We start from the raw sequence: 12,701 nt of genomic DNA, 5'->3' as shown, positions 1-12,701 counted from the left end.
TGGCGGACCGCCCCATTTCGCGTACGTCAGATGCGCTTGCCGGTGGTGGCGTGGAAGACGTGGCTGCGGCCCGGGCGCGGCTTCACGAACACGGTGTCGCCCATGTTCGGCATGGAGCGCCGGTCGGTCCGGACGACGAAGCGCTCGTTGTGACCCTCGAGCGCGGCGTGGCCGTAGATGTTGGCGTCGGAGCCCAGGTCCTCGACCAGCTCGACCACGACCGGCATGCCGCCCTCGGTCGGGCTGACCAGGTCGCAGTCCTCCGGGCGGAAGCCCACGGTGACCTTGCCGTCGCCGCCCTCGGCCTTGGCCGCCTCGACCTGCTCGCGGGTCAGCGGGATGCTCATCTCGGCGAACGCGGCACCCTGCTGGGTCAGCGGAACGGTCTTGATGTTCATCGCGGGGGAGCCCATGAAGCCGGCGACGAAGACGTTGGCCGGGGTGTCGTAGAGCGCCCGGGGGGTGTCCACCTGCTGGAGGACGCCGTCGAGCATGACCGCGACCCGGTGGCCCATGGTCATGGCCTCGACCTGGTCGTGGGTGACGTAGACCGTGGTGACGCCGAGCTTGGCCTGCAGCGACGCGATCTGCGTACGGGTCTGCACCCGGAGCTTGGCGTCGAGGTTCGACAGCGGCTCGTCCATCAGGAAGACCTGCGGCTCGCGGACGATCGCGCGACCCATGGCGACCCGCTGGCGCTGGCCGCCGGAGAGCGCCTTCGGCTTGCGGCTGAGGAACTCCTCAAGCTGGAGCAGCCCGGCCGCCTCCTTGACCCGCCGGTCGATCTCCGACTTCGAGGTCTTGCGCAGCTTCAGCGCGAAGGCCATGTTCTCGTAGACCGTCATGTGCGGGTAGAGGGCGTAGTTCTGGAAGACCATCGCGATGTCGCGGGCCTTCGGCGGCAGGTGGGTGACGTCCCGGTCGTCGATGTAGATGGCGCCGTCGTCGACGTCCTCCAGGCCGGCGAGCATCCGGAGGCTGGTGGACTTGCCGCAACCCGACGGGCCGACCAGGACGAGGAACTCGCCGTCGCCGATCTCGAGGTCGAGCTGGTTGACCGCGGGGCGCTCGGTGCCCGGGTAGATCCGGGACGCCTTCGCGTAGGTGACCGTAGCCATGGTGGAGCGATTCCTTTCACCGGCAGGAACGTGCCGGACGATCCGAGTGAAGGAGCGACCGGCACCCACGGTGCCGGCCAACGGACGTCGCCCGGGCAGCCGAGGCCGACCGGGATGTCGTCCGTGTCACTGCACGGTAAACGGGTTTTGCGACGGTGCCAAGACGGTGAACAACCGGTGGGACGGATCGCATACCGCATAACGGTCACACGGGCACGGTGAGGCAGCAATCCTCCCGACCCGCAGCGGGTGTGGCGAGGATCCGTCGGTGTCGAGGTCGGGAAATTGACGTTTTCCATGCTCGGGGGCCCCTGCCGAGCGGGATTTCCCGACGTCAGTCGCTATGCTGACCACGGCACCACACGCCCCTGTAGCTCAGCTGGCCAGAGCACTCGCCTTGTAAGCGAGATGTCGCCGGTTCGATCCCGGCCGGGGGCTCCAACGTTGTCGGGCACTCCCGTTCCGGGGGTGCCACTCTTTCGTCGGTCGGCCACGACCACCGTGGCTCACTGTCCGCGTCGGGCCTCGCGTTCGGCGCGCTTGCGCTCGCGTTGTTCGCGGCTCCACTGCTTACGCCGTTCGAGGTCCTCCTTCCACAGGTCGCGCGCCTGCCGGGAGCCGCCCTGGACGGCACCCTCCACGGTCGGCGGGCCGGCCAGGTTGCGGAACACCCATCCCAGGAGGCGTCCACCCTCGCCAGGCGCCTTCTTCTCCTCGTCAGCCATCGTCCAGCCTCCGTACCGCGACCGTCGGTTGGTGGTCAAATAGTTTGTGCACAAATTATTGGTACGGTAGCACCGTGGCGAAAATCGGTGAAGGGACGGGCGACCCGGGCCAGCTCGACAACCCGCTGGCGCTGGAGCAGCAGGTCTGCTTCGCACTGTCCGTCGCGGCCCGTGGCGTCGTGGCCGTGTACCGTCCGCTGCTCGAACCGATGGGCCTGACCCACCCGCAGTACCTGGTGATGCTCGCCCTCTGGCAGCACGCGCCGCTGTCCGTACGCGAACTGAGCCGCCTGTTGCAGCTCGACCCGGGCACCCTGTCGCCGCTGCTCAAACGCCTGGAGGCGATCGGCTATCTCCAGCGCGAGCGGAACCCGGCCGACGAGCGCAGCCTCGCGGTGACCCTGACCGCCAGGGGGCGGGCCCTGCGTGGCGAGGCCGAGCGCATTCCGCCGGCCATCGTCGAGCGGCTCGGTATGCCCCTCGCCGACCTGCGGAAGCTGCACGCCACGCTGACCGAGGTCATCGAGGCCGCCCAGCAGGCGACCAAGGCCGCCCCACCGCCCGGCGGCAGCCGGCCGTGACGCCGGACGACCGGCGGCCGTGACGCCGGACGACCCGCGGGCGGGCCGTCGGGCGACCGCCCGGGCGTGAAAGGCGATCGGCCGGGCGTGAGGGGCGATCGGCCGCCCGACGGGGCCGCGGGCCGGTCGTGGCCGCCGCAACGACCACGACCGACACCGCGAGGGCCGCCAGCCGGCGGTCAGCCCCAGTGCTGCGGGGCCGGCTGGCGGGTGGTCGCGTTGAGCCGGTTGAAGAAGTTGGTGGTGGCGATCCACAGCACCAACGCGGCCAGTTCCTTCTCTCCGAAGTGGCGAGCCGCCTCGTCCCACACCTCGTCCGGCACCGGGTCGCTCCGGTCGGCGAGCCGGGTCGCCGATTCGGCCAGCGCGAGCGCGGCCCGCTCCGCGTCGGTGAAGTACGGCGTCTCCCGCCAGGCGGCCACCGCGAACAGCCGCTCCTCCGTCTCGCCCGCCTTCCGGGCGTTGCGCGCCCCGGAGTCGACGCAGGCGCTGCACCCGTTGATCTGGCTGGCCCGCAGGTGGACCAGCTCCAGCGTGTTGCCGGGTACGCCCGCCGAGTGCGCGGCCTTGTAGATCAGGTTGATCCCCTTCACCGCGTCGGGGAACAGGGCCGCCGTGTTCTGGATGCGTGCTTCGAGAGCCATTTTGATCCATCCTGTCCTGTTAGGCTGGCCGGCGTTCGTCGCGCCGTCCGTCACCTGGATGTCGAGGCCCGGACGAGTGGCGTGACAGATGTGACGGCAGTCACTGGGGGTGTGGGATGGCGAGGTCGTGAGCGGCACCGACCTGTTGGCCCGGCATTTCGAGGAACAGCGCCCCCGGCTGCGTGCGGTGGCCCAGCGGATGCTCGGCTCATCCGCCGAGGCCGACGACGCCGTGCAGGACACCTGGTTGCGGCTCACCCGCACCGACACCGACGCCATCGACAACCTGCCGGGCTGGCTGACCACCACCGTCGGGCGGGTCTGCCTGGACCGGCTGCGGTCCGGCAGCGCCCGGCACGAGGAACCGGCGGGCGTGGCCGGAGACGAGCCGCCCGCCGAGGCGGTCGGCGGGCGTGACCCGGAGCAGGAGGCGCTGCTCGCCGAGTCGGTCGGGCGGGCGCTTGAGGTGGTGCTCACCACCCTCGGACCCACCGAACGGCTGATCTTCGTGCTGCACGACATGTTCGCCGTCTCCTTCGATGAGATCGCGCCGGTGGTCGACCGCAGCGCCGCCGCCGTACGACAGATCGCCAGCCGCGCCCGGCGCCGGGTGCAGAGCCGGTCCGCCGACCCGCAGACCGATCCAGCCCGGCAGCGTCGGGTGGTCGAGGCGTTTCTCGCCGCCTCCCGGGAGGGTCGCTTCGACGACCTGGTCAGCCTGCTCGACCCGTACGTGGTGCTGCGCGGCGACGCCACCGCCGCCCGGATGGGCGGCAGCGCCGAGGTGCGCGGCGCGGCCGGGGTGGCCGGCTTCTTCAACGGGCGGGCCCAGGGCGCGCTGCCCGCGTTCGTCGACGCCATGCCGGGCGCGGTCGTCGTCGTGGGCGGCCGGACCAGCCTCGCGATCAGCTTCACCGTCACCGACCGGATCATCGGGATCGAGGTGGTGGCCGACCCCGACCAGCTGCGCGAACTCGACCTGGTCGTCGACGGGGAGGCGGCTGGATGAGCCGGGCGGCCGAGGAGTCCAACCGGGCGATGCTGCGGGCCCGGGACGCCATGGACCGGGCGTACGCACAGCCGCTGGACGTGCCGGCGCTGGCCCGGATCGCGTACGTCTCCGAGGCGCACTTCATCCGTACCTTCCGCGCCACCTTCGGCGAGACCCCGCACCGTTACCTGCAACGCCGTCGGGTCGAACGGGCCATGTACCTGCTGGTGCAGACCGACCAGCCGGTCACCGAGATCTGCTACGCGGTGGGCTTCGCCAGCCTGGGCACGTTCAGCCGCACGTTTCGCGACATCGTCGGCGAGTCGCCGTCGGAGTACCGGCGGCGGAAGGCGGTCGCGGCGGCCGTGCCGAGCTGCTTCGTGAAGGTGTGGATGCGGCCGAGCGACGCCGCGCGCAACGGTGACCGGTGACCGCACCGAACCGGTCAGTTTTGGATAAGCAGCAGGTCAGGGCGTTGCCCTACCGTTTTCGGCATGACGATGAACGCGATTTCCCGCTCCCAGATCTACGTCCTCGACCAGGACGAGGCCCTCGACTTCTACGTCAACAAGCTCGGCATGGAGGTCACCGCGGACGTGGACCTCGGCTTCATGCGCTGGCTCACGGTCAGCCTGCCGGGTGACCCGGAGCGCGAGATCCTGCTGGAGAAGCCGGGGCCGCCGGCCCTCGACCCGGCCACCGCCGAGCAGGTCCGCGAGCTGCTCACCAAGGGGGCGCTGAGCGGGTGGCTCTCCATCACCACCGACGACGCCCACAAGACGTACGAGGATCTGGTGGCGAAGGGCGTGGAGATCCTCGACGAGCCGACCGAGCGGCCGTACGGCATCGACTTCGGCATCCGTGACCCGTTCGGCAACAAGATCCGCATCGGCCAGATGTTCCCGCGGGCCTGAGATGGGCGGCCCGGGTTCCGTAATGATCAGCACGCGGCCGGCGGTGCGGAATTCCGTCGACCGGGTGCTGCTCGCCGGCGGCGTCGTGGCCGGTCCGCTCTGGGTGGCGGTCGCGTTGGTCCAGGGGCTGTCCCGCGAGGGCTTCGACTTCCGCCGGCACCCGGTCAGCGTGCTCAGCAACGGGGACCTGGGCTGGGTGCAGATCGGCGACTTCGTCCTCGCCGGGCTGCTCTGCGTCGGGGCGGCCCTGGCGCTGCGGCGGACCCCGCATCCCGGCCTCGGTCCGGTCAGCGGCCCCTGGCTGCTCGGCCAGTACGGGCTCGGCCTGGTCCTGGCGGGGGTCTTCGTGGCCGATCCGCTCGACGGTTTCCCCGCCGGCACGCCACGTGGTCCCGGCCCGGTGAGCTGGCACGGCGTCGCGCACTTCGGCGCCGGGGCGGTCGCGTTCTCGGCGCTCATCGCGGCCTGCCTGATCGCCGCCCGCCGCTTCGCCCGGCGCGGCGAGCGTGGCTGGGCGGCGTACAGCGGGGTCACCGGTGTCTTCTTCGCGGCGGCCTGGTTGGCGCTGATGGCCGGTGGTGGTCAGGCGGTGGCGCTGGTGGTGTTCGCGGTGGCCGTGGCGGCCGGCTGGGCCTGGGTCTCGGTGACCCTGCTGCGGGTGGTCCGCTGACTGCGGGTAGTTGTCGTCGGGAGGCGCGGGCCAGGCCCGCGCCTCCCGGCATTTGTGCGGCGGGTGGCCGGGACCTCAGTCGGTGACCTGGGTGAGCAGCTCGACCACGGCCGTGGTGGTGGCGGGCGGGTGCTCGGTTGGGCAGTCCACGTAGCTGGTGGTGACCGCACCCACGGTGAGCCGGTAGGTGAAGGCGTCCGCGCACGTGCTGACCGGGTCGGTGGCGGTGGCCTCGGCGAGCAGGCGCCGGTCGGCGGTGAGCTGCCGGAGTCGGTCCAGGTCCCCGGGGTCGAGCTGACCGCTACGGGTGGCGCCGGCCCGGTCGACCTTGGTCCAGTGGCCGTCGGGCGTCACGGTCACGGTGTCGTCCAGCCCGGCGAAGCCGCCGGATCTGGTCAGCACCACGTCCACGCCCGCCCGGCCGGCCGGGCCGGTGCCGGCGGCGATGGTCGGCTCGGTGCTCGGCGCGGTGGTCGGGGTGCTGGCCGGGCCCCCGGTCGAGGTGCTGACCGGGCCACCGGTCGGCGTGCTGGTCGGGGTGGTGCCGGTCTCGCCGGCCTGGGCGCACCCGGCGAGGGGGCTGAGTAGCGCGGCGAGGACGGCCGTGGTGACGGGAACCGATCTCATGCCGGATTGGACGCACGGCAGTGCCAGCCGGTTCCACCCACCTGCGCCGCCTCATCCGAACGGCCAGTGTCCCCGGCAGGAATCCGCCTGCCCCCTTTCGCTTTCCTCGATGTATCGCTATATCTACATCCGTGACTACCCCCGTCACAACTTTCCCCCTCAGGAGGGCCCGTGAAAAGACCCCTTGCCGCAGTCAGCGCGGCACTGCTTACAAGCGGCGTGCTGACCTGCGTCACCACCACGGCGTACGCGGCAACCCCCAACGCCCCGGCCGCGGAGTCCGCGGCGGCTCGCGCGGACAGTCTGCTCCGCGCCAACCCCGGTGCCGTACAGGGCGCCGACGGTGAGGCGTACCAGGCTGTCCGTACCCGGGTGGACGCCTCCGGCGCCGCCCACACCCGGTACACCCGGACCTACCACGGCCTGCGCGTCTACGGCGGTGACTTCGTCGTCCACACCGCCCCGAACGGCGCCATGAACGGCACCTCGGTCGGCCTGACCGCGCCGCTCGCGCTGAGCACCACCGCCAAGGTCAGCTCGACCGCCGCCGAGGCCAGCGCGCGTAAGGCGTTCTCCGGCAAGCTCACCGCCGTGGGCACGCCCGAACTGTTCGTCGACGCCAGCTCCGGCAAGGGGCGCCTGGCCTGGGAGACCGTCGCCTCCGGCTGGCAGGCCGACGGGCAGACCCCGTCCAAGCTGCACGTCATCACCGACGCCACCAGCGGCAAGGTGATCGGCTCGTACGACGAGATCGAGGCGGTGGTCGGCAGCGGCCAGGGCATCTACACCGGCACGGTCAGCATCGACACGACGCTCTCCGGCAGCACCTACCAGCTGGTGGACCCGTCGCACGGCAACGGCCGCACCTGTGACATGAACAACACCACCAGCGGCACCTGCACGACGTTCACCAACTCGACCAACACCTGGGGCAACGGCACCAACTCCAACCGGCAGTCGGCGGCCGTCGACGCGCACTTCGGCGCGGCGAAGACCTTCGACTACTTCAAGAACGTGCACGGCCGCAACGGCATCTTCGGCAACGGCACCGGCGTGCCGAGCCGGGTGCACTACGGCAGCAACTACGTCAACGCCTTCTGGGACGGCTCCCAGATGACCTACGGCGACGGCTCCAGCAACTCGCGCCCCCTGGTCTCGCTCGACGTGGCCGGGCACGAGATGAGCCACGGTGTCACCGAGGCGCTCTCCGGCCTGGTCTACTCCGGCGAGTCGGGTGGTCTCAACGAGGCCACCAGCGACATCTTCGGCAACATGGTGGAGTTCTACGCCGACGCGCCGAGCGACCCGGGCGACTACCAGGTCGGCGAGAAGATCAACATCAACGGCAACGGGACCCCGCTGCGCTACATGTACAACCCGTCGCTGGACGGCTCGTCGCACTCCTGCTGGTCCACCTCGACCAAGAACGTCGACGTGCACTACTCGTCCGGCGTGGCGAACCACTTCTTCTTCAACCTGGCCGAGGGCACCGGCGCCACCGCGTACGGCACCTCGCCGGTCTGCGGCTCCGCCCCGGCGGTGACCGGCATCGGCCGCGAGAAGGCGGAGAAGATCTGGTACCGGGCGCTCGACGTGTACTTCACCTCGAACACCGCGTACGTCAACACCAGCAACCCGGCCAACACCGCCCGGGCGTACACCCTCAAGGCGGCCACCGACCTGTACGGCAACTGCTCCACCGAGTACAAGACCGTCCAGGCGGCGTGGACCGCGGTGAACGTGGCCGGCAACGACGCGCCCTGCGGGTCGACCGGCAACGACTTCTCCGTCTCGCTCTCGCCGACCGCCGGCTCGGTGGTCGCGGGTAACGCGGTCTCCACCACCGTGGCGACCACGACCACCAGCGGCACCGCGCAGACCGTGACGTTCTCCGCGTCCGGCCTGCCGACCGGTGCGAGCGCGTCGTTCAGCCCGTCGTCGGTGACCTCGGGCGGTTCGTCGACCCTGACCATCAGCACCTCGTCGAGCACCCCGTCCGGGACGTACCCGGTGACGGTCACCGGCACCGCGACGTCGGGCACGAAGACGACGACGTACACGCTGACGGTGGGCCCGATCGGTGGCTGCACCGGCGCCGGCCAGAAGCTGGGCAACCCCGGCTTCGAGTCGGGTAACACCGTGTGGAGCACCACGTCCGGGGTGATCGGCCAGTACGGCTCCAGCGGCCAGCCGACCCACGGCGGGACGTGGAACGCCTGGATGGACGGCTACGGCAGCACCCACACCGACACGCTGTCGCAGTCGGTGAGCCTGCCGGCGGGCTGCACGTCGTACAACTTCAGCTTCTGGCTGCACATCGACAGCTCGGAGTCGACCACCACCACCGCGTACGACAAGCTCACGGTGCAGGTGCTCAACTCCTCCGGCACGGTGCTGGCGACCCTGGCCACGTACTCGAACCTGAACAAGGCCGCCGGGTACAGCCAGAAGTCCTTCTCCCTGGCCGCGTACGCCGGGCAGACCGTCACGCTGAAGTTCACCGCCACCGAGGACGTCCTGCTGCAGACCTCGTTCGTGGTTGACGACACCGCGGTCGACGTCTCCTGACCCGGCCGTACCGTCGGCGGGCCCGGCGGCCACCCCACGCGGGTGGTCGTCGGGCCCGCGCCGTTATGGTCGGCCGGACCGGCGGCGGAGGAGGAGACATGGCGGACGCGGAGCTGACCGTCGCGGTGACCGGTCCGATGGCCACCGTGCTGATCCGGAACCCGGCCCGCCGCAACGCGATGACCCCGGCGATGTGGCGGCAGCTCCCGGTTCTGCTCGACGGGCTGGAGGCGGACCCGGCGGTGCGGGTGCTGGTGCTCGCCGGCGCCGGCGGCACCTTCTGCGCCGGCGCCGACCTGGGTGACCTGGACGAGCTGCTGGAGGCCGGTGACAGCAGCATCGCGGTGGTCGCCGAGGAGCGGCTGGCCGCCTTCGCCAAGCCCACCATCGCCGCGATCGAGGGTGCCTGCGTCGGCGGCGGATGCCAGCTCGCCGTCGCCTGTGACCTGCGGCTCGCCGCGGCGGACGCCCGGTTCGGCGTACCCCCGGCGCGGCTGGGGCTGGTCTATCCCGCGCCGACCACCCGCCGGCTGGCCCGCCTGGTCGGCCCGTCCGCCGCCAAGCACCTGCTGTTCACCAGCGAGTTGGTCGACGCCGAGCGGGCGCTACGGATCGGCCTGGTCGACGAGGTGCTGCCGGCCGACGCCCTGGCCGACCGGGTGGCGGCGGTCACCGCCGCCGTCGCCGAGCGCTCCCGGCTCACCGTCATGGCGGCGAAGGAGATCATCGACGACCGGGCCGACGACGCGCGGATCGCCTGGTGGCACGGGCAGGTCCGGGCCAGCGGCGAGGCCCGCGAGGGGGTCGCGGCGGCCAACGAGCGCCGGCCGCCACGCTTCGGCTGGACCCCACCCGCCGGTCGCTGACCGCCCCCGACCCTGGGGTACGCCTTCGATCGACTCGCCGCGCGGCAGGGCGGCTGCCGTCGGTCTGATCGACGCGGCATGCGGCAGGTCGCGGCGTCGTCGCTTGATCGACTCGCCTTGCGGCAGGTCGCGATGTCGTCGCTTGATCGACTCGCCTTGCGGCAGGTCGCGGCGTCGTCGCTTGATCGACTCGCCTTGCGGCACATCGTGGTTTCCTCCGCGCCGGAGACCACAACATGCCGCAAGTCGGGCCGCCCCGGCCGACGTGGGCAGCCCGGCGACGCGGGCCGCCCCGGCCGACGTGGGCTGCCCGGCGACGTGGGCTGTCCGGCCGAAGCGGGCCGGCCGCGGGAGGAGGCCGTCCGAGTGGGGGGAGGGCCGGCGGGCGCCGCGCCGGAGGCGTACCCCCGACGCGGCCCCCTGTGCCCGCCGGCCGGCCGTCACCGCCCCGCGAGCGCCGCCCAGGTCGGCGTCACCGGTTCGCGCCGCAGCGGCATCCCCGCCTCGGCCGGCGTCCGGTCGCCCTTGCGCTGGTTGCACTCGTAGCAGGCGGCGGTGGTGTTCCTCCAGGTGTTCCGGCCGCCGCGCGAGCGGGGCAGGACGTGGTCGATGGTGCTGCCCGGGCCATCGCAGTAGGCGCACCGCCAGCCGTCGCGGTGCAGCACCCCGCCCCGGGACCAGGCCGGGCCGGAGCTGAACCGCCACCGGGTGACGACGTAGCGGACGAGGCGGACCACACGCGGCATCGGGAAGACCCCGATCAGCCGGTCCGGCTCGGCCTCGTGGATCTCGGCGACCCGCCGGCAGAGCATCCGGATCGCGTGCTGGACGGTGACCCGGTGCAGCGGGCCGAGGTCGGCGTTGACAACGAGGACGGCGTCCACCGGGCTCTCCCTTCACGGTCGGTGGAACGGCAGCAAAAAGCCGCCCTGGTCCACGGGACGGGCGGCTGTGACGAACACGCGTGGACGCGTCAGTCGGGCCACCTGGCGTGCGGACCTTCGGCTCGGTAACCGTCGCTGAACAGCCACGACGGCACAGTGGCGGTGTGTCGTAGCGACATCGACGGCTCCCGGAGCGGTGGTTGACCTTGCGCGATCACGGTAGGGCCGTACGGGAGCGGCGGGCAACGCATTTCGATTGGTGAGGACGTCGGCGTGCGTGATCGAAGGGCTGCGGGCGTCGCGAGCGGCTGACTACGATCCGGGCATGGCCGAGCCTCTGCGCGACCGCGCGCGCCGCGCTGCCGGGTGGCGGCTCCGAGCGAACGGCGACGTCCACCCGCACTACGTGGTCTGCGGCTCCGACCCACTGGCGTACTGGGTGGTCCGATCGTTGCTCGCCACCGAGTCGTCCACCGGGCGGGTCCGGGTCACCCTGGTCGTGCCCGAGCGCCGGCGTACCGAGGGGCCCGACGGCCGGGACATCGAGGGCGTCCAGGTGGTCCTGGCCGACCGGCTCGACGAGGCCGCCTTCCGGCGGGCCGGGCTGGCCGGCGCCGATGGGCTGGCCCTGCTGCACCAGGACGACGTGGGCAACATGCACGCCGCGTTCTGCGCCCAGGAGGTCGAGCCCCGGCTGCGCCTGGTGGTACGCATGTTCAACACCAGCCTCGCCAACGGCCTGCGGCAGCTCTTCCCCGACTCGGCGGTGCTCTCCGACGCCGCGATGGCGGCACCGGCGTTCGTCGCCGCCGCGCTCGGCGAGCTGGCCCCCACCCACTTCCGGCACGCGGGCCGGACCCTCTACGCCGCTCGCCGTGCCGACGTACGCCCGCGGGACGTCGTCTGCGGGCTGGCCGTCACCACCGACCCGGAGCTGGTCCGGGTGCTGCCCGCCGACGAGGCGGCGGCCGACGTGGTGCTGGCCGAGGCGACCGGGCAGCCGGCCGGCACCGAGCTGGCCGCCCGCCGGTTGGTCCGGGCCCGGCGACGCCGGCGGCCCGTGGCGGTGCTGCTCCGCGCGCTCCGCAGCTTCGCCACCCGCAAGATCGGCATCGCGGTGCTGGTGCTGCTCGGCGTGATCGCCGTCCTCGGCTGGCTCAATGCCCGCGCCGCGCACGTGAGCTGGTCCGACGCGCTCTATCTCACCCTGGTCGACACCCTCAGCGGCGAGGATCCGGACGTCGACAAGTCGACCGCCGCACAGGTCATGCAGGTGGTGCTCAACCTGTCCGGGCTGGCGCTGATCCCGCTGATCACGGCGGCCGTGGTCGACGGCATCGTCAACGCCCGCCTCGCCCTGCACAACGGCCGGTTCCAACCCGACCGCACCGGCCACGTGGTGGTGGTCGGGCTGGGCAACATCGGCACCCGGGTGATGGCCCAGCTGTACGACTTCGGGGTCGAGGTGGTCGCCATCGACCGGAACCCCGACGCGCGCGGGGCCCCGCTGGCGCACCGGCTGGGCGTACCGCTGATCGTCGGGGACGCCGGCGAGGAGGAGACGCTGCGGGCCGCCTCGGTGGCGACCTGCCAGGCGCTGGTGGTGGTCTCCACCGACGACGGGGTCAACCTGCGCGCCGCGCTGAACGCCCGCAGCCTCGACCCGGATCTGCGGGTGGTGCTGCGACTGTTCGACGGCGACTTCGCCGAGCGGATCCAGCAGGCGTTCGGCATCGGCAACTCGCGCAGCGTGTCGTACCTGGCCGCGCCCGCGTTCGCGGCGGCGCTGCTGGACCGTGCCGTGATCGCCACCATCCCGGTCGGTCGGCACGCGCTGCTGGTCACCGAGGTGCCGGTGGTGGCCGGCTCCCCGCTGGACGGTCGCCCGCTCGCCGCGGTCGCCCGCCCCGGGGAGGTACGCCTGCTCGCGCACAGCCGGGCCGGGCAGAAGACCGACTGGTCCGCCGACCCGAGGATGGTGATCCGGGCGGGGGACCGGTTGACCGTGGTGGCTCGACGGGCCGGGCTGACCGCCCTGCTCCGGGAGACCGCCCGCGTCGCGCCGGAGCCGGCCGGGACGCCGGCCCCGCGGCAACCGGAGGAGTGACCCGGG

At 72.1% G+C, this 12,701-nt stretch carries 13 protein-coding genes and 1 tRNA gene; 9 read left to right on the top strand and 5 right to left on the bottom strand.

The window, feature by feature from the left end; all coding sequences use genetic code 11:
• Positions 1 to 26: 26 nt before the first annotated feature.
• Positions 27 to 1,118, bottom strand: a complete 1,092-nt coding sequence (locus tag GA0070604_RS29385) for an ABC transporter ATP-binding protein (RefSeq protein ID WP_091125898.1) — start codon at positions 1,116 to 1,118, stop codon at positions 27 to 29.
• Between the two features lie 364 nt (positions 1,119 to 1,482).
• Here GA0070604_RS29385 and GA0070604_RS29380 point away from each other — a divergent pair.
• Positions 1,483 to 1,559 (top strand) — tRNA-Thr (locus GA0070604_RS29380).
• A 65-nt stretch (positions 1,560 to 1,624) separates the two neighbouring features.
• On the opposite strand, the gene GA0070604_RS29375 is transcribed toward GA0070604_RS29380, so the two are convergent.
• A complete protein-coding gene (locus tag GA0070604_RS29375; protein ID WP_091125896.1) occupies positions 1,625 to 1,843 on the bottom strand; it encodes a hypothetical protein in 219 nt (72 codons plus the stop codon).
• A 74-nt stretch (positions 1,844 to 1,917) separates the two neighbouring features.
• On the opposite strand from GA0070604_RS29375, the gene GA0070604_RS29370 reads away from it, so the two are divergent.
• Complete coding sequence (locus GA0070604_RS29370; RefSeq protein WP_244162117.1) at positions 1,918 to 2,424, top strand: MarR family winged helix-turn-helix transcriptional regulator; 507 nt, start codon at positions 1,918 to 1,920, stop codon at positions 2,422 to 2,424.
• A gap of 179 nt (positions 2,425 to 2,603) precedes the next feature.
• Here the strand turns inward: GA0070604_RS29370 and GA0070604_RS29365 are convergent, their stop codons facing one another.
• The gene (locus GA0070604_RS29365) at positions 2,604 to 3,068 is read right to left on the bottom strand and encodes a carboxymuconolactone decarboxylase family protein (RefSeq protein ID WP_091125892.1); all 465 of its coding nucleotides are present in this window, start codon (positions 3,066 to 3,068) and stop codon (positions 2,604 to 2,606) included.
• 127 nt (positions 3,069 to 3,195) lie between these two features.
• On the opposite strand from GA0070604_RS29365, the gene GA0070604_RS29360 reads away from it, so the two are divergent.
• From GA0070604_RS29360 to GA0070604_RS29345, 4 genes are all read left to right on the top strand, one after another.
• Positions 3,196 to 4,077 (top strand): sigma-70 family RNA polymerase sigma factor, encoded by an 882-nt coding sequence (locus tag GA0070604_RS29360; protein ID WP_091127499.1) that lies wholly within the window; start codon positions 3,196 to 3,198, stop codon positions 4,075 to 4,077.
• Positions 4,074 to 4,490, top strand: coding sequence for a helix-turn-helix domain-containing protein (locus tag GA0070604_RS29355; RefSeq protein WP_091125888.1), 417 nt, complete (start codon positions 4,074 to 4,076; stop codon positions 4,488 to 4,490). The genes GA0070604_RS29360 and GA0070604_RS29355 overlap by 4 nt, the downstream gene beginning before the upstream one ends.
• A 63-nt stretch (positions 4,491 to 4,553) precedes the next feature.
• Complete coding sequence (locus tag GA0070604_RS29350) at positions 4,554 to 4,973, top strand: VOC family protein (protein ID WP_091125885.1); 420 nt, start codon at positions 4,554 to 4,556, stop codon at positions 4,971 to 4,973.
• Between the two features lie 22 nt (positions 4,974 to 4,995).
• Positions 4,996 to 5,643: a DUF998 domain-containing protein gene (locus GA0070604_RS29345; protein ID WP_091127498.1), complete on the top strand. Its 648-nt coding sequence runs from the start codon at positions 4,996 to 4,998 to the stop codon at positions 5,641 to 5,643.
• A gap of 75 nt (positions 5,644 to 5,718) precedes the next feature.
• Here the strand turns inward: GA0070604_RS29345 and GA0070604_RS29340 are convergent, their stop codons facing one another.
• Entirely contained in the window at positions 5,719 to 6,270 is a 552-nt protein-coding gene (locus GA0070604_RS29340; RefSeq protein WP_091125881.1) for a protealysin inhibitor emfourin, read from the bottom strand.
• A 171-nt stretch (positions 6,271 to 6,441) separates the two neighbouring features.
• Here GA0070604_RS29340 and GA0070604_RS29335 point away from each other — a divergent pair, with 171 nt between their 5' ends.
• Positions 6,442 to 8,838: a M4 family metallopeptidase gene (locus GA0070604_RS29335; RefSeq protein WP_091125878.1), complete on the top strand. Its 2,397-nt coding sequence runs from the start codon at positions 6,442 to 6,444 to the stop codon at positions 8,836 to 8,838.
• A gap of 98 nt (positions 8,839 to 8,936) precedes the next feature.
• Positions 8,937 to 9,704 (top strand): enoyl-CoA hydratase/isomerase family protein, encoded by a 768-nt coding sequence (locus GA0070604_RS29330; protein ID WP_091125874.1) that lies wholly within the window; start codon positions 8,937 to 8,939, stop codon positions 9,702 to 9,704.
• A 440-nt stretch (positions 9,705 to 10,144) separates the two neighbouring features.
• Here the strand turns inward: GA0070604_RS29330 and GA0070604_RS29325 are convergent, their stop codons facing one another.
• Complete coding sequence (locus GA0070604_RS29325; protein ID WP_091125871.1) at positions 10,145 to 10,588, bottom strand: HNH endonuclease; 444 nt, start codon at positions 10,586 to 10,588, stop codon at positions 10,145 to 10,147.
• Positions 10,589 to 10,913: 325 nt separating this feature from the next.
• On the opposite strand from GA0070604_RS29325, the gene GA0070604_RS29320 reads away from it, so the two are divergent.
• A complete protein-coding gene (locus tag GA0070604_RS29320) occupies positions 10,914 to 12,695 on the top strand; it encodes a potassium channel protein (RefSeq protein ID WP_091125866.1) in 1,782 nt (593 codons plus the stop codon).
• Positions 12,696 to 12,701: the final 6 nt, after the last annotated feature.

The organism is Micromonospora eburnea (assembly GCF_900090225.1).
In the GTDB taxonomy this organism is placed as follows: Bacteria; Actinomycetota; Actinomycetes; order Mycobacteriales; family Micromonosporaceae; genus Micromonospora; species Micromonospora eburnea.
Note: the sequence above shows the minus strand (reverse complement) of the source record. Positions and strands in the feature narration are given on the sequence as shown.

What these genes read in the sequence shown, in the direction of transcription:
- GA0070604_RS29385 (WP_091125898.1), bottom strand. Translation starts at nt 1,118, where the DNA reads ATGGCTACGGTCACCTACGCGAAGGCGTCCCGGATCTACCCGGGCACC.
- GA0070604_RS29375 (WP_091125896.1), bottom strand. Translation starts at nt 1,843, where the DNA reads ATGGCTGACGAGGAGAAGAAGGCGCCTGGCGAGGGTGGACGCCTCCTG.
- GA0070604_RS29365 (WP_091125892.1), bottom strand. Translation starts at nt 3,068, where the DNA reads ATGGCTCTCGAAGCACGCATCCAGAACACGGCGGCCCTGTTCCCCGAC.
- GA0070604_RS29355 (WP_091125888.1), top strand. Translation starts at nt 4,074, where the DNA reads ATGAGCCGGGCGGCCGAGGAGTCCAACCGGGCGATGCTGCGGGCCCGG.
- GA0070604_RS29350 (WP_091125885.1), top strand. Translation starts at nt 4,554, where the DNA reads ATGACGATGAACGCGATTTCCCGCTCCCAGATCTACGTCCTCGACCAG.
- GA0070604_RS29345 (WP_091127498.1), top strand. Translation starts at nt 4,996, where the DNA reads ATGATCAGCACGCGGCCGGCGGTGCGGAATTCCGTCGACCGGGTGCTG.
- GA0070604_RS29340 (WP_091125881.1), bottom strand. Translation starts at nt 6,270, where the DNA reads ATGAGATCGGTTCCCGTCACCACGGCCGTCCTCGCCGCGCTACTCAGC.
- GA0070604_RS29330 (WP_091125874.1), top strand. Translation starts at nt 8,937, where the DNA reads ATGGCGGACGCGGAGCTGACCGTCGCGGTGACCGGTCCGATGGCCACC.
- GA0070604_RS29320 (WP_091125866.1), top strand. Translation starts at nt 10,914, where the DNA reads ATGGCCGAGCCTCTGCGCGACCGCGCGCGCCGCGCTGCCGGGTGGCGG.